At 52.0% G+C, this 21,115-nt stretch carries 14 protein-coding genes; 8 read left to right on the plus strand and 6 right to left on the minus strand.

The window, feature by feature from the left end:
- Nucleotides 1-20 precede the first annotated feature (20 nt).
- The 3 genes from ACQ0MK_RS01225 (at nt 21) to ACQ0MK_RS01235 (ending at nt 5,557) form a co-directional block, all read left to right on the plus strand.
- On the plus strand, nt 21-533 hold the full coding sequence (locus tag ACQ0MK_RS01225) for a TRAP transporter small permease (RefSeq protein ID WP_430474480.1): 513 nt from the start codon (nt 21-23) through the stop codon (nt 531-533).
- Between the two features lie 9 nt (nt 534-542).
- Nucleotides 543-1,844, plus strand: coding sequence for a TRAP transporter large permease (locus ACQ0MK_RS01230; protein ID WP_430474481.1), 1,302 nt, complete (start codon nt 543-545; stop codon nt 1,842-1,844).
- Between the two features lie 68 nt (nt 1,845-1,912).
- Nucleotides 1,913-5,557 (plus strand): hydantoinase B/oxoprolinase family protein, encoded by a 3,645-nt coding sequence (locus tag ACQ0MK_RS01235; protein WP_430474482.1) that lies wholly within the window; start codon nt 1,913-1,915, stop codon nt 5,555-5,557.
- A 114-nt stretch (nt 5,558-5,671) separates the two neighbouring features.
- Here ACQ0MK_RS01235 and ACQ0MK_RS01240 read toward each other — a convergent pair whose 3' ends face one another.
- A complete protein-coding gene (locus tag ACQ0MK_RS01240) occupies nt 5,672-7,546 on the minus strand; it encodes a DUF4209 domain-containing protein (RefSeq protein ID WP_430474483.1) in 1,875 nt (624 codons plus the stop codon).
- A gap of 261 nt (nt 7,547-7,807) precedes the next feature.
- Between ACQ0MK_RS01240 and ACQ0MK_RS01245 the strand changes: the two genes are divergently transcribed.
- On the plus strand, nt 7,808-9,484 hold the full coding sequence (locus tag ACQ0MK_RS01245) for an FMN-binding glutamate synthase family protein (RefSeq protein WP_430474484.1): 1,677 nt from the start codon (nt 7,808-7,810) through the stop codon (nt 9,482-9,484).
- A gap of 15 nt (nt 9,485-9,499) precedes the next feature.
- Nucleotides 9,500-9,853 (plus strand): VOC family protein, encoded by a 354-nt coding sequence (locus ACQ0MK_RS01250; protein WP_430474485.1) that lies wholly within the window; start codon nt 9,500-9,502, stop codon nt 9,851-9,853.
- Nucleotides 9,854-9,889: 36 nt separating this feature from the next.
- Here the strand turns inward: ACQ0MK_RS01250 and ACQ0MK_RS01255 are convergent, their stop codons facing one another.
- The 3 genes from ACQ0MK_RS01255 to ACQ0MK_RS01265 all read right to left on the minus strand — a co-directional run bounded on the left by ACQ0MK_RS01255 (nt 9,890) and on the right by ACQ0MK_RS01265 (nt 12,057).
- Nucleotides 9,890-10,147 (minus strand): YjhX family toxin, encoded by a 258-nt coding sequence (locus ACQ0MK_RS01255; protein ID WP_430474486.1) that lies wholly within the window; start codon nt 10,145-10,147, stop codon nt 9,890-9,892.
- 257 nt (nt 10,148-10,404) lie between these two features.
- A complete protein-coding gene (locus ACQ0MK_RS01260) occupies nt 10,405-10,881 on the minus strand; it encodes an N-acetyltransferase family protein (protein WP_430474487.1) in 477 nt (158 codons plus the stop codon).
- A 171-nt stretch (nt 10,882-11,052) separates the two neighbouring features.
- A complete protein-coding gene (locus tag ACQ0MK_RS01265) occupies nt 11,053-12,057 on the minus strand; it encodes a sensor domain-containing diguanylate cyclase (RefSeq protein WP_430474488.1) in 1,005 nt (334 codons plus the stop codon).
- A 362-nt stretch (nt 12,058-12,419) separates the two neighbouring features.
- Here ACQ0MK_RS01265 and ACQ0MK_RS01270 point away from each other — a divergent pair, with 362 nt between their 5' ends.
- Nucleotides 12,420-13,127, plus strand: a complete 708-nt coding sequence (locus ACQ0MK_RS01270) for a TIGR00266 family protein (protein ID WP_430474489.1) — start codon at nt 12,420-12,422, stop codon at nt 13,125-13,127.
- A gap of 244 nt (nt 13,128-13,371) precedes the next feature.
- The gene (locus ACQ0MK_RS01275) at nt 13,372-14,775 is read left to right on the plus strand and encodes an FAD-linked oxidase C-terminal domain-containing protein (RefSeq protein WP_430474490.1); all 1,404 of its coding nucleotides are present in this window, start codon (nt 13,372-13,374) and stop codon (nt 14,773-14,775) included.
- A 60-nt stretch (nt 14,776-14,835) separates the two neighbouring features.
- Here ACQ0MK_RS01275 and ACQ0MK_RS01280 read toward each other — a convergent pair whose 3' ends face one another.
- Together ACQ0MK_RS01280 and ACQ0MK_RS01285 are read right to left on the minus strand one after the other, a co-directional pair.
- Nucleotides 14,836-15,924, minus strand: coding sequence for a lipid A deacylase LpxR family protein (locus ACQ0MK_RS01280; RefSeq protein WP_430474491.1), 1,089 nt, complete (start codon nt 15,922-15,924; stop codon nt 14,836-14,838).
- A 200-nt stretch (nt 15,925-16,124) separates the two neighbouring features.
- A complete protein-coding gene (locus ACQ0MK_RS01285; RefSeq protein ID WP_430474492.1) occupies nt 16,125-16,973 on the minus strand; it encodes a DUF2189 domain-containing protein in 849 nt (282 codons plus the stop codon).
- 477 nt (nt 16,974-17,450) lie between these two features.
- On the opposite strand from ACQ0MK_RS01285, the gene ACQ0MK_RS01290 reads away from it, so the two are divergent.
- Complete coding sequence (locus ACQ0MK_RS01290; protein ID WP_430474493.1) at nt 17,451-21,068, plus strand: AsmA family protein; 3,618 nt, start codon at nt 17,451-17,453, stop codon at nt 21,066-21,068.
- Nucleotides 21,069-21,115 lie beyond the last annotated feature (47 nt).

Consider the following 21,115-nt stretch of genomic DNA (forward strand, 5'->3'; position numbering starts at 1 on the left):
CGGGCGGAAAGGGGACTGCTGTGCGCAGATTACTAGACTATCTTTTTAAGTTCAGTGCCGGGCTTGCCGCATTCTTCTTAGTGGCCATTGCCCTTCTTATTCTGGCGCAATCGCTTGGCCGGTTGGTTGGGATTGCGGTTCATGACGCCAACGAATTGGCAGGCTTTTGTCTTGCGGCGGGAACGTTCCTTGCCCTTGGACCAGCCCTTCGTGCCGGGACGCATATTCGGGTGATGATTGTACTTTCGCATCTGAATGGCAAAGTCCGCCGGGTGATGGAAAGCATCACCTTATGCGCTGCAACCTTCCTTGGCGGGTATTTTGCCTGGTGGATGGCGGTTTTGGCCGAAGAAAGCTTTTCATACGGTGATACGTCACCGGGTGTATTGGCCTTCCCGCTTTGGATCCCCCAAACCGCGATGGCCTTTGGATTGGTTGTTTTCACCATCGGCATGATTGAAGCCCTGATTGATACAGTGGCTGGTCGCGACGCTGCTTTTGCCCTTGGCGAAGCAAGCGAGTTGAACGAGTAGGAAACGGTCATGGAAGTTCTTGAAATTGGCCTGATCCTGATGGGGCTGTTGTTCCTGTTCCTTGGGGCGGGGCTTTGGGTTGCACTTGCGCTATTTGCGATTGGTGTATTCGCGCTTGATTTCTTCACCAGTGCGCAGACCGGCCCGATCATTGCGACAACCGCGTGGTCAAGCTTGGCGACTTGGTCGTTGGCACCGCTGCCGCTGTTCATCTGGATGGGTGAAATCCTGTTTCGATCAAAACTGTCAGAAGACATGTTTACTGGTCTTGCCCCATGGCTCAACAAGCTGCCCGGTCGTTTGTTACATGTGAATATTCTGGGCTGTGGCATCTTTGCTGCGGTGTCAGGGTCATCGGCGGCAACGGCGGCAACCATTGGCCGCATGTCGATCCCCGAACTGCGTAAACAAGGCTATCCCGACAAACTGATCCTTGGCACTTTGGCCGGGTCAGGTACCCTTGGTCTTTTGATCCCGCCTTCAATCATTTTGATTGTCTATGGTGTTTCAGCCGAACTTTCGATTGCGCGTTTGTTCATTGCCGGTGTTTTGCCCGGCGCGATGCTGATCATTATGTTCATGAGCTTCGTTGGCATTTGGGCAACGATGAACAAGGACAAAATGCCCGCCGCTGCCCAAACCATCCCGTTTGGCGAAAAAGTTCGCGCATCGGGTCGTTTGATCCCGGTCATTTTATTGATCAGTGCGGTTATCGGATCAATCTATGGCGGGGTTGCCACCCCGACCGAGGCTGCAGCATTTGGTGTGGTCGGTGCCCTGATCCTGTCTGGTCTCAGCGGCTCATTGACCAAAGAAACCTTGATCGACGGCATCATGGGGGCAACGCGCACATCCTGCATGATTTGTTTCATTCTTGCTGGTGCGGCTGTTTTGACCGTTGCTATGGGCTTTACCGGTATCCCGCGTGAGCTTGCGGCATGGATTGCGCTGATGGATTTGTCGCCCTATGCGCTGCTTGCCGCATTGACCGTGTTCTTTATTGTTCTTGGCTGTTTCCTTGACGGGATTTCGGTGGTGGTTCTGACCACCTCGGTCATCCTGCCGATGGTTCAGGCAGCCGGGATCGATCTTTTGTGGTTTGGCATCTATGTGGTGTTGGTGGTCGAAATGTCGCAGATCACCCCGCCGGTGGGTTTCAACCTTTTTGTTTTGCAAGGCCTGACAGGCAAGAACCTGTTTGCCATTGCACTAGCTGCTTTGCCGTTTTTCTTCCTGCTGTTGTTTGCCGTATTGCTGATTACCGTTTTCCCGGAAATCGCAACATGGCTGCCCCAGAAAATGAATGGCTGATCGGTCTTTTGAAGACCTGATCGTTCGTACAGAATTTTATGACTACAGATGCCCAAGGAGACAGCATCATGGCTTCTCACGACCAAAAATCGCCCACCTCGCAGACAACCGGACAGCCAAAATGGCAGTTCTGGATTGATCGCGGCGGCACCTTTACCGACATCGTTGCGCGTAAGCCTGACGGATCACTTGTCACCCACAAGCTGCTTTCGGAAAACCCGGAACGCTATGCTGATGCGGCCATTCAGGGCATTCGCGAACTGCTTGATGTTCCTGCCGGTGAAAAAATCCCGGCTGAAAAAATCGAAGCTGTGAAAATGGGCACCACCGTTGCCACCAATGCCCTGTTGGAGCGCAAAGGCGACCGCACGGTTCTGGTAACTACCAAGGGTTTCCGTGACGCGCTGCGTCTGGCCTATCAGAACCGCCCGCGTCTGTTTGACCGCAATATCAAACTGCCTGAAACGCTCTATGAAAGCGTGATCGAGGCCGATGGTCGCTTTGATGCCCAAGGAACGGAACTGACCCCGCTTGATCGCGACAATCTGCGTAAAGACCTGCAAGCGGCATTTGCCTCGGGCATTCGCGCCTGTGCCATCGTCTTCATGCATGGGTATCGCTATACAGCGCATGAAAACGCAGCAGCCGAGATCGCCCGCGAAGTTGGTTTCACCCAGATTTCTGTCAGTCATGAAGTCAGCCCGCTGATGAAATTGGTCTCGCGCGGCGATACCACGGTGGTTGATGCCTATCTGTCCCCGATCCTGCGCCGTTATGTTGATCAGGTGGCGTCCGAACTGGGCGGCGTGAAACTGATGTTCATGCAGTCTAATGGTGGCCTGACCGACGCGGCCAAATTCCAAGGCAAAGACGCCATCCTGTCTGGTCCGGCTGGCGGGGTTGTTGGCATGGTCCGTACCGCTGAAATGGATGGTTTCAAACAGGTCATCGGGTTTGATATGGGGGGCACGTCCACCGACGTTTCGCACTATGACGGCGAGTATGAGCGCGACTTTGAAACACAGGTTGCCGGTGTACGCATGCGCGCACCCATGATGAAAATCCACACGGTTGCGGCCGGTGGTGGGTCAATCTTGCATTTCGATGGCGCACGTTTCCGTGTTGGCCCGGACAGTGCGGGTGCAAATCCCGGTCCTGCGGCTTATCGTCGTGGTGGGCCGCTTGCCGTGACGGACATTAACGTCATGCTGGGCAAGGTGCAGCCGGACTTCTTCCCCAATGTTTTTGGCCCCGAAGGCAACGAGCCACTTGATGCTGATGCGGTCAAGGCGGGCTTTGAAGCCATGGCAGCCAAGATCAAGGACAGCACCGGTCAGGTTCGCACCCCCGAAGAAGTCGCCGAAGGTTTCCTGCGCATTGCCGTTGAAAACATGGCCAATGCGATTAAGCAAATCTCGGTGCAGCGCGGCTATGACGTGACCGATTATATCTTGCAATGCTTTGGCGGGGCTGGTGGGCAGCATGCCTGTCAGGTCGCAGACACCCTTGGCATGACAAAGGTATTTGTCCATCCGTTTGCCGGTGTTTTGTCGGCCTATGGCATGGGGCTTGCCGATATCCGTGCGATGCGCGAACAGGCGGTCGAGGCCAAGCTTGAAGCAGGTGCCCTTGGTGGTCTGGATAAAAGTCTGGATGCCTTGGCCGTTGATGCCCGTGCCGAATTACATGAACAGGGCATTCCGGATGCCAAGATCAGCATGCTGAAAAAGCTGCATCTGCGCTATGACGGCACCGACACGCCGTTGATCGTTGATTTCGGCGATGTTGCGGCGATCAAATCGCAGTTCGAAGAACAGCACAAACAGCGTTACGGCTTTGTCATGGATGAAAAGCCGCTGGTGGTTGAAGCCGTCGCGGTCGAGGCCGTTGGCGAAACACAAAGCCTGCCAGATGCCGAAGCAAAATCCGATAACACCGATGGTGTCACCCCGAACGCCCTTGCCACCCGTGCGGTTGTCTTTGATGGCACATCGGAAAATACGCCATTCTATAAGCGCGATGACATGAAACCCGGTGCGACCGTGCGCGGTCCGGCGGTGATTGTCGAGCCGGTTGGCACCACCGTGATTGATCCGGGCTGGGAAGCCAGGGTCAACAGTCGTGATCATCTGGTTCTGACCCGTGTTGTTCCCATGAAACGGTCCGAGGCGATTGGCACCCAGGCCGATCCGGTGATGCTTGAAGTCTTCAACAATCTGTTCATGAATATTGCCGAACAGATGGGCGTTACCCTTGCCAATACGTCCTATTCGGTGAACATCAAGGAACGTCTTGATTTCTCCTGTGCGCTGTTTGATCAGGAAGGCCTTCTGATCGCCAATGCGCCGCATATGCCGGTGCATCTGGGATCAATGGGCGAATCTGTTCAGGCCGTCATGCGCAAGAATGTCGGGGTGATGAAGCCCGGCGATGTTTATATGCTCAATGACCCGTATAACGGGGGCACGCATTTGCCCGATATCACGCTGATCACGCCGGTCTTTGGTGATGATGGCAAGGATATCCTGTTCTATGTCGCATCGCGTGGTCACCATGCCGATGTTGGCGGGATCACGCCGGGATCAATGGCACCAAATTCGCGTATTCTTGAAGAAGAAGGCGTTCTGATCGACAACTTCAAACTGGTTGATCAGGGCAAGTTTGATGAGGCGGGCCTGACCGGTTTGCTTGAAGGGGCGAAATACCCGGCTCGCAACCCGTATCAGAACATCGCCGATCTCCGTGCGCAGATTGCCGCGAACGAAAAAGGTGTTCAGGAACTGCGCAAGATGGTCGATCACTTTGGCCTTGATGTTGTTCATGCCTATATGGGTCATGTGCAGGACAATGCCGAAGAAAGCGTGCGCCGCGTGATCGATGTCCTGAAAGACGGTGAATTTTCCTATGAAATGGACAATGGCGCGGTCGTAAAGGCCAAGGTCACCATTCATAAGGAAACCCGTTCTGCCACGGTTGATTTCACCGGCACATCCGATCAGCTTGATAACAACTTCAATGCACCGTCTGCTGTGACCCGTGCGGCTGTTTTGTATGTTTTCAGAACGCTGGTTGATGATGACATTCCGCTGAATGCCGGGTGTCTGAAGCCGGTCAATCTGATCGTGCCCGAAGGATCCATGCTGAACCCGGTTTATCCTGCTGCTGTTGTCGCCGGGAATGTGGAGACGTCCCAGCATGTCACCGACACCCTTTATGCCGCCCTTGGCGTGATGTCAGGTGCGCAAGGCACCATGAATAACTTCACCTGGGGCAATGATACGCATCAGTATTATGAAACCATCTGCGGTGGTTCGGGGGCCGGTCCGGGCTTTGACGGGACAAGCGGTGTTCACACCCATATGACCAACTCGCGCCTGACCGACCCGGAAGTGCTTGAATGGCGTTTCCCGGTTCTGCTTGAAAGTTTTGAAATCCGCAAAGGATCGGGCGGCAATGGTGAATTCAAAGGTGGCGATGGCACAACGCGCCGGGTCCGTTTCCTTGAAGACATGACCGCATCGATCCTGTCAAACCATCGCCGCGTTCCAAATCAGGCGGTTGCGGGCGGAGAGCCGGGTAAGCTCGGCCGCAATGCGATTGAACGTGTTGATGGCACGGTTGAAGAACTTAAAGGAACCGATGGTGCGCAAATGCATCCCGGTGATGTCTTCATCATCGAAACGCCGGGCGGCGGTGGGTACGGCAAGGCATAATTGCCGTTCGCACAATAAACCACCCTGTTAAATTCAAAGCCGCCCGTCAGTCATTCTGTCGGGCGGCTTTTTCTTGATGCGAAGCGGATTGCCACTATTTGCAGCGAGGTAAATCTAGTTTTTCTTTTGCAACCCGGTGATTGACGAGAACCTCAGCTCTATTTCATTCCAGTCCACAGTTAGAGGTAGCAGCGCTAACTGAATAATAAGCCAGGTTCCGTAAATCGTGTTGTGGTCCCAATAGGCCGCTGTAGGCATCTTTCCGTGTGCGAATTGGTTCCTAACAGACGGTCCACCGGGAAAATTAAAGAGCAAATCTAGTTCATTAACAAATCGAGTAGTAAGTAGTTCTTCAAGGTCCGTTCTCCAGTGATTGGTGGCTTTTAGTAGAACCGATAGTGACGCTTCGGTTTGTATTCCCCCTGAATCAGATGTTGTGTCTTTCCCTGTCATGTACAACAAATGGCGTAGCGAGTTCTCCAATTGTGGCAGAAGTAACGAGCTAGCTTGAATATCCGCTCCGCCAATAAAATAGGAAATACCTAGAGCAAATATGTGGCTGTGTGCTCGTGGGATGAATGGACTAGTTCTTATTAGTTCTTCTATAATTCGGACTGGAACAGAGTGTTCTGAGGAAATGGTTTGACGAATTGGAGAAATTACGCCTGAAACAGCTACTTGACGGGCATGGTCGCGTTGTTTGGCCATTAGGTATTTGAAGTGCTCACTGCTCTCGCCTTCCTCTTCTTCGGCGATTAATCCGTTTGATTTAAAAACAGTGCGCCCTTGAAAATCACACACTGTGGTAGGGATTAAGTTCACGAGTGGGTGGGCGGAAATATCTTGTTCTACTTCTTTTCGTAAGTCCTCAGGGGTTGGGACGTCATCGCATGTGAAAAGAGTAATTAATGCGTTAGGCCACGAAAGGCCTTTGACGGTTTCAATTGAGTTTTGAGCGAGTTCAGTTAGGTCGATTTTAGTGCTGACGGTAGCGAATTCATCTCTCATTCTCTCCTGAACTTTTCTCATTTTTTCATGAAGTTCATCACGTCTTAGGCGAGTATTCGGATGATTTCGTAGAGTATCTATTGCGTCTTTTAGAAAAGATGCTTTGTTCATCAGGGAATCAGAGGCGTCTGACTTTTTTTCGTAGCACTCTGATATGGCAAACAAGAAAGATTCGTGCATCTCGTCTGCGCTCGCCTTCTTCGCACATACCTTGGCGATTTCAAGCAATCGGATACGTGTTTCCAACGCATTTTCAGTGATGTTTTGATCTGCAAGTTCGGAAGCTTGATCCGCCAATTTTTTGTAATCAGATAGTCCATATCGTGCAGATAAATTTGCTATTCTTACAAATTCTTCACTTTTGGGTGCAGTCGCGACAGAGTTAATTAAATCATTAACGAGTGGCTTGATCTCATTTGAAACCTGTAGGTTCCACCTCGTTGTATATGAAATCGTTATCGCCCGTGTTAGGTACTCGATTCCTGAAATGCCACAAGCAGATTGCTGATCAAAGGCGAAGTGCATTTTTCCAGATTGAACCTGCGCCACAGAATGTAAGTAGCGGTCAATAGCCAGTTCTGCCAGATCGATATGTCGCCGTTTGAGAACCCAGACAATATCGGCAACACGTGCTTTTAGACCGGGGTTCTCGATAGTTTTTACAAATTCGGCGAGTATATCGACTTGTTCACTGAGGAGATCGCTAGGAATAAGTGATCTGCGGTCACCATGAACTTGAACAGGGCTAAAAGGTTGGTCTACGCTTTCCGGTTTGAAATGCAAATAGGTCAAATGCGACAATAATTCTAAAGCTTGTTTTTGAACGTCGTCGCAACTTTGCAGTGCGTTTTGGAATACCTTGTAAATATCGTGGCTATCAACTGAAGTCAGCTCCTTGAGTAGTTTATTGATATCAATTGAATTTAGTGCATCTACTGAGACAACAAAATCAACTCCAGCACGATTTTTAGAATTGGACATAGTGTTTCTTTCAGTTGCATTTGTTCCATTGATATCTGACTAAGGTTGATTTGAGCTTTTCTCTGATATCCAGTCAATGATGATAAGTTGATGCCGACATTTCAGATGGTGATGAATGACATTGCCATTGAGGCCGATGATTAAATCAGGGATGATAATGGCGTTGCTGCAATCAATGAGCCGGGGCACCATATGCCTACCCGCATAGGATATGGACCAAGGGCCAATCAGATCGACCTGAACAGACAGGATGAGAGCACCGTGAAATTCTTTATAACGAACCAACGCTATTTCGTGATCATCGGCGTTGCACTTCTGACCGTTATTTCTGTCATCAGTGCCACGGAAGTAAATAGTTGGTTCTGGCTGCCTGCCATCATCTTTGGTTTGCTGTTGCTTGTCGGTCTACGTGATTTGCATCAGAACAAGCATTCCATCCTGCGCAACTATCCCATAAGTGCACATATCCGCTTTATCCTTGAAAGCTTCCGCCCGGAAATCCGCCAATATTTGCTTGAAAGCGATCAGGACCAAATCCCCTTTAGCCGCCAGTCGCGTGGTTTGGTTTATCAACGTGCCAAGGGGGCCGAAGACAAACGCCCGTTTGGCACCATCGAAGATGTCTATAAATCCGGTTATGCGTGGCTGACCCATTCGGTCGCCCCAACCAAAATATCCGATAGCGATTTTCGCGTCCGTGTTGGCGGGCCAAAGTGCAAACAACCCTATCACGCAAGCCTCTATAATATCTCGGCGATGAGCTTTGGTTCCCTATCGGGCAATGCGATTTTGGCACTGAACAAGGGCGCAAAGAAGGGCGGATTTGCCCATGATACCGGGGAAGGCAGTATTTCGCGCTATCACCGCGAAGGCGGTGGTGATCTGATTTATCAAGTGGCATCGGGGTATTTTGGGTGCCGCAATGATGATGGCTCATTCTCGGAAGAACGCTTTGCGGAAACAGCCGCCGATCCGCAAGTTAAAATGATCGAACTGAAACTAAGCCAGGGCGCAAAGCCCGGCCATGGCGGCATGTTGCCGGCTGCCAAGATCACCAAGGAAATTTCCGAAGCACGCGGCATCCCGATGGGTGTTGATTGCATTTCACCCGCCGCGCACAGCACATTTTCCACGCCGATTGGCTTGATGGAATTCATCGGAAAACTGCGCGACCTTTCAGGCGGCAAGCCGGTCGGGTTCAAACTTTGTATCGGGCATCGCCGCGAGTTCATGAGCATCCTGAAAGCCATGCTGAAAACCGGCATTGTGCCCGATTTCATCGTTGTTGACGGTAAGGAAGGCGGCACTGGTGCTGCCCCGGTTGAATTTGCCAACCATGTCGGCATGCCGATGCATGAAGGCCTGACCTTTGTGCATAATGCCCTGCGCGGGGCGGGTCTTCGTGAACAGGTCAAAGTGGGGGCGGCGGGCAAGATTGTTTCGGCCTTTGATATCGCGCGAACCCTTGCCCTTGGGGCGGATTGGTGTAATGCCGCGCGTGGTTTCATGTTTGCGCTGGGCTGTATTCAGGCCCAGTCATGTCATACCAACTGCTGTCCGGTTGGCATTGCGACACAGGACAAAATCCGTCAACGCGCCCTTGATCCGGGCGATAAAAGCGAACGTGTTGCACGGTTCCATAAAAACACCATGCATGCGTTGGCCGAAATTACCGGGGCGGCGGGCCTGCATGACCCACGCAATTTCATGCCCTATCACTTTATGGTCCGGCAAAAAGACAACGAGTTTCTGGATGGCAACGAAGCCTATCCCTATTTGCCAGAAGGCTTCTTGTTAGCCGAAACCGAAATCGAAGAACTCCATGACTGGCATTCGCGCTGGGACCGGGCATCGCCTGAAACCTTCGCGCCCAAGGAAATCCCGTTCGGGCCGTATAAGCGTCATAAGGATGATGTTGATACAAAGGCAGCGCAGTAACGGGAAGCATGTGACATGGTTGTCAAACGGATCGTTTCAAATTTCGCGGTTACGGATATCGCCAAGGCCAAAGCCTTTTACGAGGATATTCTGGGGCTTTCGACCGTCATGGATCATGGCTGGATCAGGACATTCGCCGCATCTGGTCAAACCATGACCACACAGGTCAATTTTGCGACCGAAGGCGGTTCAGGAACCCCGGTGCCCGATATGTCGATTGAGGTCGATGATCTGGAAGAAACACTCGCCCGGATGCAGGCCGCCGCCATTGAAATCGAATATGGCCCGGTCGATGAACCATGGGGTGTCCGGCGGTTTTATGTCCGCGACCCGTTTGGCAAGCTGGTCAATATCCTTAGCCACGCATAATCAAAAGCCCGGCTGCAAAACAGCCGGGCTTTGTCATTAGCGTTGAAACAATTCTGCACGTACCGCAAGCAGTCCTTCGCGGGTGATGCGATACGGTGCGCCGCCGTGTGAACGGATCAGGCGGCGTTTGCGTAGTTTCTTGAAAACCTCGATCGTGCAGTCGGTTAGAAACCAGCCGTCACGTGTGATGCAATCTGCTTCGAGGATATGATTTTTGTCGTCCTTAATCACTTTGATCAGGCCGCCTTGTGCGAGTGCATGAAGCACGCGCTGTTCATTTTTCGATATATTCAATGGTCAGAGTCCGAAAACCAGTAAGAAAAGCGGTTTCCGATCGGGACGGGCACAACAGTACCGGTCACGCCCGCCAAAACAATGTTTCGGCATGCGATCCGATCTGCTGATCAGCGGTCTTAAAGGAATAAAGCCTGATCCAAATTCATTGGACCGGGCTTTGGGCTGTCAAACCGCGATCAGCGGCTGTGCCGGGTCTCTGACATAAAAGCTCCGATTAAATTCAGGGCGCAAAATGTCGTTTTGCGCCCCTGTTGTCAAGCCGCGCGCTGCATTTCCACGGTCGGGATATCGCGGCCGGGGACCGGGCCGGTCACAAGGAAACCGAACTTGCGGTAAAAGGCTTTGGCGCGTTCATTATGGGCAACCACGGTCAAACGCACATTGCCGCGCGGGCCTTTTTCCGCAAGTGCATCAAGGGCGGCGATCATAAGCGCCTTGCCTGCACCACTGCCATGCGATGCCGGATCAACCATGATCCAGTCGATTTCAGGAATTTCGTGAATGGCAATCACGTATCCAAGAATCTGATCATCGGCAGTGGCGACATAGATCGAATGGTTGTCGCTGCCAAGCGCATGTTCAAAAACCCCGGTCGAACGTTCGACATAGTTTGCAACCGTCATTGTTGCAGCATCATCCATGCCATCTCTGAAATAGGTTGCATCCGTTGCCCGTTTCGTCAGGTCGCGGATAAAGGGAAGGTCGTCGGCAGTGCCTTTGCGGATCTGCATTTTTACAAGCTCGTGATCGTTATTTTTATGTGGGACGTTGCGCCCGGTGGGGAGTCTGCCCGAAAAACCATACCATGTCGTTAATACCGCGCAGGGGAAGACAGAATTCCCCGATGACGTAACGCGAAAAGGGTTGGTTTTCTGCCGGAAGTTGGCAACAGATACCCGATGTTATTTATTCTTGCGCTGTCGTTTGTCGCGATACATTTCAAGATCCGCAGCCGCCATCATTTCTTCAAGGCTTTCGGTTAGTGGATCAAAAAAGACCGACGCACCGGAACTGACTTCCGGGGTTTCCTGAATAGGGGATTTTGCATTCGGGACGATCAGTTTCGTATGGGTCAATGCGTTACGAACCCGGGTAATGATGGTGGTCAGGTCTCCACGGTTGCGGACATAGCCAAGAACAGCAAACTCGTCCCCGCCGACCCGACCGCAAATATCGACTTCGCGAATGCTTTGAGTGATCGCCTCGGCAACGGCACGTAGCGCCGCATCACCGGCGGCATGGCCGTAATCATCGTTCCAGTGTTTCATCCGGTCGAGATCGATAAAAATGATCCCGATATTGTGCTTATAGCGTTTGGCAATGCGGATTTTCTGTTCGGCAAGCAATTCGAACCCCGCACGGTTGTTTAACCCGGTCAATGGATCGCTCATCGACAGGTTACGCATGATTTCAAACTGCTCATACAGCTTTAAATCAGCTTCGATCAAATCACGGAAAACACCCATCAATTCAAGCAGGGTCTCGTCATAACCGGTTGGTTTTTTGTCATAGACGCACAGCGTCCCAAACACTTCGCCATTGGGCCACAAAAGCGGAATACCGAAATATGACACATAACCGATTTCGATCAGTTCCGGATTATCCGCCCATTCGTCTTTGCCCGTGGCGTCGGGTTCATAATGGGATGCCTTCGATTGCACAACGCGACGGCAATAGATATTGGAATCAATCGGTTCGGGCTTGTCAGGTACTTTGGGATAGGGGTTTTCGGGGTTCTGGCTGGTCAGGACCGCGCGATATCCATGATCGGCATGATATTCAACAACGTAGCCTGCTGTTGCCCCCAACAAGGTGGTCATCAAATCAACAACACGTTGCCATTTGGTAAGCGAGACCTCAAGGGCCTCATCCTGCGTGATCCAGTCCAATGTTTTCAGTGAGACCATGGTGCGTGCCTTTGTCGTCTGCGTGCTGAAAGTTAGGGTCTCAATGTTTGAGGGCTCAAGTTCTATATTTGCCTTGTTGAATGAAGAACAAGTTAGTTTTCCAGAAAATCCGACTAAAGGATCATTAAAACATTGGGTTATCGTGATTGCATGGACTTAGAGAAACGTGATGTTTCTTCATGAACAAGGCCGATGATAAAATTCTACAGGGTCGAAACTTAAACACTTCATAACGCCGATCGGTCTTGGCGGTTTTGAAGCTAGCGGATTGTTGCCCTTTTTCTTGCGATCAGGGACAACAAGTTTCAGACTTAGCCGGAGCATAAAAACTCAACGACAGATTCAAAACAGGAGACGCCCGCATGGCAGACGTGATCGACTATATGATCCATGGCGAAGAAATGCAGTTGGTAGAGATCGAACTTGATCCGGGCGAAGGGGTTCGGGCCGAAGCCGGCGCCATGATGTATATGGGCGATGGCATTGCCATGCAGACCGGAACGGGCGGGGGAATTTTCTCTGGGTTCAAACGCATGCTGACCGGCGAAGGATTCTTTATCACAAGCTTTGTCCATGAAGGATCGGGCAAGGGGCATGTTGCCTTTGCCGCACCCTATCCGGGCAAGGTCGTTCCGCTTGATCTGGCCGAATATGGCGGGGAGATCATTTGCCAGAAAGATGCGTTTCTGTGTGCCGCAGCGGGCATTGATATTGATATCGCCTTTTCCAAGAAACTTGGCGCCGGGCTGTTTGGCGGCGAAGGGTTCATTCTACAGCGGCTCAGCGGTGATGGTTTGGCCTTCATGCATGCCGGCGGCACCATCATTCGCAAGGATCTAAAAGCGGGTCAAACGCTTCGGGTTGATACCGGTGCGCTGGTGGCCATGACGCCATCTGTCGATTATTCCATCAAGTTTGTCGGCGGGTTCACCAATGCATTGTTTGGCGGAGAGGGATTGTTTGTCACGACCCTTGAAGGTCCGGGGACTGTATGGCTGCAAAGCCTGCCATTCTCGCGCCTTGCAGATCGTATTGCTGCTGCTTTGCCGCAAGACCGCAACAAAGGCTAAGCAGCGCCAAGCTTTGCTGTCTTTTGCTGTGCGTTGATTTTTACGGGATGCATTTGGTCTTTTAGGAAATGCATCCCGCCACAATACGCAGATTTTTTGCCCTTTTTGGGTAAAAGGTAATACCAATTTTTGAGATCCCGGCGTAGTCTATGCGCCCCTATCAAGGACAGCAGGCTTAAACCTCATATCATATGACTTGTTGCCCGGACCGCCACCAGGACCAAAGAGGCCAAAGAGTAAAACCATGTCAGATCGTCATTATGAACGCGTCGAAACCCCCGAAAGTCTGATCAGTTCCTTGCGCGAAATGTTGGGTGATCGGCTTTCAACAGCGGCGGCTGTGCTGGAGCAGCATGGCAAGGATGAAAGCTGGCACGCGTCTTCACCGCCTGATGCGGTTGTGTTTGCCATATCGACCGAAGAAGTCGCCGAAGTGGTGAAGCTCTGTGCTGAACATGATGTTCCGATTGTGCCTTTTGGTACGGGATCGTCGCTTGAAGGCCATGTTGCGGCCCTGCGCGGCGGGATTTGTATTGATCTGTCACGGATGGATGCGATCCTTGAGGTCCATACCGAAGACCTTGATTGTCGTGTTCAGGCGGGGGTGACCCGTGAACAGCTTAATGAACATTTGCGCGATACGGGTTTGTTCTTTCCGATTGATCCGGGGGCGAATGCATCGATTGGCGGCATGACCGCGACCCGCGCATCGGGAACGAATGCGGTGCGTTATGGCACCATGCGTGAAAATGTTCTGAACCTGACCGTGGTGACCCCGGATGGCAAGATCATTAAAACTGCCAATCGGGCGCGGAAATCATCGGCGGGCTATGATCTGACCCGTTTGTTTGTCGGGTCCGAAGGCACCCTTGGTGTGATCACGGAAATTGGGTTGAAGCTGTATGGCATCCCCGAAGCAATGTCGGCGGCGGTGTGTGCCTTCCCATCGGTTGAGGCGGCTGTTGATACCGTCATTCTGACCATTCAGGCCGGTATTCCGGTGGCGCGGATTGAATTTCTTGATGAATTGCAAGTGCGTGCGGTCAACAATTATTCCAAGCTTGATCACAAAGAAGCTCCGACCTTATTCTTTGAATTTCATGGCTCTGAAGCCGGGGTGAAAGAACAGGCAGAGTTCGTGCAGTCGGTGGCCGAAGAATATGGTGCCGAAGAATTCCAGTGGGCAACCCGACAGGAAGACCGCAACAAGTTGTGGGCCGCACGTCACAAGGCCTATTACGCATCCTTGCAACTTGAACCGGGTAAGGCCGGGATGCCGACCGATGTCTGCGTGCCAATTTCGCGCTTGGCCGAAGCCATTTCGCAAACCCGTGCCGATTGTGATGCCAGCCCGCTGACCTGCACCATCATTGGCCATGTCGGGGATGGTAATTTCCACACCCTGATCCTGCTCGATCCCGAAGATCCGGTCCAGATGGCCGAAGCCAACCGCCTGCATACACGCATGGTCGAACGTGCGTTGAAGCTTGGCGGGACCTGTACCGGGGAACATGGCATTGGCTATGGCAAGCTTGATTTTATGGTTGCCGAACATGGCGAAGACACCATTGCCCTGATGCGGACGATCAAAGCAGCGATTGACCCCAAGGGGCTGATGAATCCGGGCAAGCTTATTCCGGGTCTTTGATATCCTCATACAATTGCATGAGATCGTGAAAGCGGGGCCATTTGGCCCCGTTTTTCATGATTAGAACCGGAATGACAGGGATATCGACCCGAACTGATCGGCACCACTTTGGGCGGTAAATTCGGCCGTGCGATAAACATGGGTGTAGGTCAGGCGGGCCTGCCCAACGATCATGGCAACACCGATTTGCAAATCCCCCACCAACGGTTCTTTGTCCACCGATGCGCTGTCGGCAAATGTGTTGCCATCAAGGGTGATGTCGCGAACAACATAGCGGCCGGCAAAACCGGCAAACAAATAACCGCTTAACGGGAAGCCTTCGGTATCCGGGGCAAAGAAATCTGATCCCGGCAGGCTTGGGCGAATGCGCGGCGGGCCGTAATCGGCAGGTAAATCAAAGCCCATTCGGAACATGGTCCCCAGTTCGGCATTGGTAAACGCATTGCCAAGTGTCAGCGCCCCGTGGGGCGTGGCATCAAATTCGATCCCGGCAATGTCGGCTTCAAACCAACTGCGATATTTACGTTGATAGGTCAGGCCAATGATCGGTTCGTTCTTGATCTGATTGTCCCAGCCTTCGGGGCGCGGACTGTCGATCAGTTTGTGAACGAAATCCTGCGTTTTGTCGGCAAGCGACGCAGGGCCGACAACGCCAAGTGTCAGTTCAAGTGTATCAATGCGCGAATAGTTGCTGGCATCGCCATCGCTTTGAAGGCCGGTATCGGACAAAAGCCCGGCCGTGCCATACAGCATCCCGGCCCATGGTCGATCATTGGGCTGATTTTCCGCGATGGTAATATCATCAGGCGTATACATCGTCTGGCCCAGAGAATAGCTGGTTCGAATGCGGCCTTGGGATGCAAAGAACGGCACCTTTTTCGCAATGTTCAGGAACGTTGCCGGTGCTGAATCCTCGGGCGAGACAAAGGCCAGTCGTACGCCGTTGGTGTAATGTTGATCACTGTTGGTTGGCGTGAACAGATCGTTTTCGACAGACAGGGAGACGCCCCATTTTTCATCAGGTGTGCGATTTGATTGCGGCCCACCTGCGGTATTTGTTTGGGCATAGGCATTTTCTGCAACTGCGATCAGGGCAAAAAGCGATGTTGAAACCGCGACAACATGACGAATTGCAGGGGGACGGCGCATGATAAATTTATCTCGCAAATGCAGATGGTTGAATGGTGACTACCTGTTGACGGCAGATTGTGGGCAATTTGCGGCAAGCTTACCAGATATCATTTCAAAGGTGTGATTTGAACATTGCTGTATTCCATCACGAAAAACGCTGCCTTTCGAGGCAGCGTTTTTCGTGATGGATGTGAATGCAGTGTTGTTTGGATGCTTCTTCAGGGCACCTGACGGCGCAATCGGGCGACATCGGCTTCACTGGTATCAATGATCCCGCGATAGGCATGCCAACTGGAATAACCAAGAAGCGGCATGATAACAGCTAATCCAAACATAAAGGCAATCATGCCACAGGCTGAGAGGATGGCAATGACCGCAGCCCAGCCGATCAGAACTTTCCAGTTTTTCTTGAATGCCGAAACGCTGATTATAACAGCGGTGATGACATCAACATCCCGATCTACCAAGAGCGGGATCGAGACAACCGATATGGCAAAAACAATGATCGCAAGCGCCCCGCCAAGGATGCTGCCCGTGATCAGGAACGTGATGGCGTCCCGCGAAAAGAAAGTTTCCCAAACCAGCACATCCAGCGATGGCACGGTGCCATTGTAGAACAGTGCGAACAACAACATCGCAATCCGTGTCCATGCCAGAAAGAACAGCATCAACACCACGCCGATTGCGCCGATCTGTCCGGGATTGCGGCGAAATCCATTCAGACTGTGCCACAGGGTGGCATTTTCACCCATTTCAAGGCGGCGGCTGGTTTCATAGAGCCCAACGGCGACCAAAGGCGCAAGCAGCATGAAGCCTGCTGCAAGCGGCAGGGTCAGATAGGGCTGCCCTGTGCGAAAGATGCTCAGCACGACAAGCCAGCCTGCCAGAACGCAAAAAGCCCCATAACTTAGCCCGATGGCAGGTGTACGTTTAAAATCGCGCCATCCAGCTTCAAGCCAGCTACCAGAATGATCGGTACTTATTTCGCGTACACCAATGCCATGTATGCGGTTTTCAATTGCGGCGTCCGGTGTCTTGTCTGGCGTTTCAATTATTGTGTCGGTCATTTGTTTTAATCCTCCCTGCTGCATCTGCTGCAACGATCTTTCGTCATGAATGAAAGTCAGGATTGAAATTATTGTTTTGCAAAATGTATCATTTCCGTTGCTGATTTCCAGTATCTAATTGATTTTAAAGTATGTATTTCACATTCTAGTGATGCGCAGATGGGTATTTAGGGTTTTGTTTCCGTGCATTCCGGCCTAGTTTTGATCGATTAAAAATCATGTGGTTTTTGATCGATGCTTGATCAAAGGGGCCTTCCAACTCACATGAAGGTGGATCAAGTGATCAAACGGGATCAAACATATGATTGGTGCAAAATTATCTCTGCCTGAAAGAAGCAACATTCTCTTGCCATTTTATGTTGCGACAGATTCCATGAGCCTTATGCTTTTAAGGTCCTGAACCTAGACTTAAAATCAAACCATTGAAGGTCACTGCCAAACGGCAGACTGATCTCGCGAGCAAGCGGAGCCTGACTGTTGAAAAAGATCCTTGCCGTTATCGGTGCGTTACTTGTGGTTCTTGTGGCCGCACTGCTGATCATTCCATCATTGATTGATTGGAACGGATACAAGGCGCAGATCAGTCAAGCTGTGCGCGATGCAACCGGGCGTGATCTTGTCATTGCCGGCGATCTTTCAATGTCGTTGATCCCGTCACCGTCGCTGTCTGCAGACGAGGTGAGCTTAAGCAATCTGGCCGGTGCGCAGGATGCCGAAATGGTATCGATTGGCGAGGTAAGGGTGTCGGTTGCCCTGATGCCGCTTCTGACCGGCAATGTGCAGGTCAAGGAAGTCAGTCTGATTGATCCGGTTATTGCCATCGAAACATTTGAAGATGGTACCAACAATCTGGTGTTTGATTCGGCACAGGCCGCCCGTTCGGGCCCGGATGCCGGGACGATTACAATGCCCGCACCAAGTGATCAGGCATCTGATCAATCACAAGAACAGGCAGGCAGTTCCGACCAAGCCAGTGATGACGCACAGGCCGGGGGCAGTGATTTCGCCAGCACCATTCAGGTTGACCGGCTTGAGATCGAAAATGCCACCATCATTTATCGTGCGCCGGGGTCTGTTGAACGTATCGAAGGTCTGACCATTGGTGTTTCGGCAGATACGCTAAACGGCCCGATGGAAGGTGAAGGTTATGTCTTTTATCGCGGCGTTCCTCTGACCTTTGGGTTCAATGTCGGGCAGATCAGCCAGACATCACCCTTCCCGGTCAGTGTCAAGCTTGGCATAGATAAGGTTGATGGCGGTATTTCGGTTGGCGGGCGTGTTGATCTTTCGTCCGATAGCCCAAGTTTTGATGGCCAAATCAATGGCGATTTCGAAGATCTGCGCCAAGCAGCGATCCGTATTGCGGGCGAAGGTGCGGATATTCCCGATGTCGCGGCCAAGCCATTGGATATTGGCGGGCACATTACAGCCGATGCCAAGTCTATTACCTTGAACGATCTGTCGATCCGCTTTGGCGAAACGCGTGGTTCTGGTGCAATTGCCATTGATCAGGAACCAAGCATGCGCGCAGATGTCGCGCTTCGTTTCAATCAGCTTGATCTTGATAGCATTCTGGTTCTGGCCGACATCAGCGATAAAGCGGTACAGAAAGCCAGCGGTTCTTCTGATGCAACGTCTGGTGGGGCGTCTTCTTCAGATACTAAGGCATCCGATGACGCGGGGGCAGCTCAGTCCATTCCATCGCAAAGCTCGGTGAAGAAGGGGGCATCGGCGAATGCCCCGGCTATTCCGGCTGATTTAACCGCCTCGATCGATTTTGAGGTCGAGACGCTGATCTATAATCAAACGCCGGTCCATAATGCGCGGATCAATGCCGCGATTGCGGATAGCAGGATTACCTTGAACGAGGTATCTGCAGGGCTTCCGGGCGGTACGGATCTTGCCGTGTTTGGCAGTGTTTCCGGGCAGAAACCGCAGATGAGTGCCGCGCTTAGCTATGAGATTGCATCGGAGAATATCCGCGCTGTCATTCGTTGGCTTGGTGTTGATGTCGATGGGGTGCGTGCCGATCGTTTGCGCCGGTTCTCGTTAACTGGCGGGATCAAAGGATCGCCGGACCAGCTGAACATTTCCGATCTTGATTTACGCATTGATGATACGGCGATCCGCGGTGCGGTGGTCGCCAATCTAAGCGGGTCGGGTCTTCCGTCCTTGGGCATTGGCCTGAAGCTTGACCGGATCAATCTTGACCAGTATGTCGCCACCACGCCGAGCGGCGATGCTGCTCAGAATGCCGGTTCGGGTTCATCTGATGCGGGTTCTTCTGGTGCGGATGGTGCGGCGACGACGACCTCAAATGCCAATGGCAAACCAGCCGCGGGCAATGGCGATGATGTCGTCAAGATGATCAAGGATGCCTTGGCACCTCTTGATGGGTTGGCTGCGAACTATCGCCTTGCCGCGGACGAGATTATTTCATCGGGAGTTGCGGTACGTGGCATCAGCATTGATGGCAATATCAAGGGTGCCAATATCACGCTGAATAACTTTGCCATTGCCGATGCTGCCGGACTTGCCGCCAGTGCCAAGGGTGCCTTTAACGGTACGGCAGATATTCCGGCCTTTGAGAACCTGACAGTTCGGGTCACGGCAAAAACGCTTGAACCTTTGGTCAAGTTGACGGGCATTAGCCTTCCGGCACCGGCAAGTGCCTATAAAAGCATTCAGGCAAATCTGGGTGTAAATGGCCCGGTAACAGGTCCGACACTTGATCTTGATGTGTCCAATCCGTTGCTGCAGGTCGCACTTGATGGTGTGGTTTCAGAAATGCTGGGTGCCAATCCGGGATTGAATGGAAAGCTGGCACTTCAGGCATCCAGCCTGAACCGGGCGTTGGATCTTTTGGCACCGGATTATAACCCGTCGGGCAATCTTGGCCGACTGGCGGTTTCAAGTGCGGTGAAGGGCAATGCGCAAAACATCAGTCTGGATGATTTGAAGCTGGTTGTCGGCGCATTTGAAACCCAAGGCAACGTCAAATTTGATGGATCACAGGCGCAGCCTAAACTGTCTGTGACCTTGTCAGGTGGAACGCTTGTGGTTGATCCGTTCCTGCCAGGGGAAAAGCGTGCCGGTTTGATGCCAGGTGCTGGCAGTGGTCCACGCAAGGCCGCATTTAATCTGCCAGACCGTATGAATAATGTGACCCGTGTTGATGCCCGTGATGGCACACCGTGGGATGATACAGTCATTGACGTATCGGCATTGCGATCAATTGATGCGGACATTGCCATTGTACTGGATCAGCTTGATTTTGATACCTACAGCCTTGTGAAGCCTGATTTGAAGGCAACGCTGGTCAGCGGGCTTTTGACGATTGCAAATCTGAAAGGTCTTCTGGGCGACGGTGATTTGGGGATTAACGGCACGTTTGATGCCCGAAATTCCGATGTGCCGCAATTGGCGCTAAAAGGTGCCCTTGATGGCGGGCGGATTGAAAAACTCGCCCCGATCAAAGTGGCCAATGACACCGTACAAGGCGGTGCGAACCTTAAGTTCGATGTCACTGCATCGGGCAATACGTCGCGTCGACTGGTTTCGGCATTGAACGGCACTGCTGATCTGGTGCTGAGCGAAGTGCGGTTTAGCAATGCAAGCAAACGTTCGACCGATCCAAGCTTGAATATTCAGGCGCTGCTTAGTCAGGGACCGCAGGCAATGGTGGTTGAAGGGGTTGGCAACAACGATCTTCTGCAATCATTGGAAGGCGACATTGTCATTACCAAGGGCATTGCCAAGACAACACGGGTCGAAGCGATTTCCCGTGTTGGCACGGCGGATGCCGATGCGACACTGGATTTGCCGAAATGGATTATGGATACCCAGGCAGACTTTGATCTGTCGAAAAAGATCGAAGAATTGCCACCTTTCAGCGTTTACGCCAAAGGCAAAATTGATGATCCGGTGATCACTGGGCGCATGGATAAGATCGCGGTCAAGGTTCTGGACAATATTTTGGACAAGGCACTGGGGGGCAGTGGATCAAGCAATGGTTCATCAGGATCAGGTGGCGGTTCGGCCGAAGATGCGGCCAAAGGATTGCTAAAAGGTCTTTTGAATCAATTCGGTCGCTGATTTCAAACACACACCTTTCCATCGAAAACGGCTCCACTTTGTGGGGC

This window comes from Thalassospira lucentensis (assembly GCF_050516545.1).
In the GTDB taxonomy this organism is placed as follows: domain Bacteria; phylum Pseudomonadota; class Alphaproteobacteria; order Rhodospirillales; family Thalassospiraceae; genus Thalassospira; species Thalassospira lucentensis_C.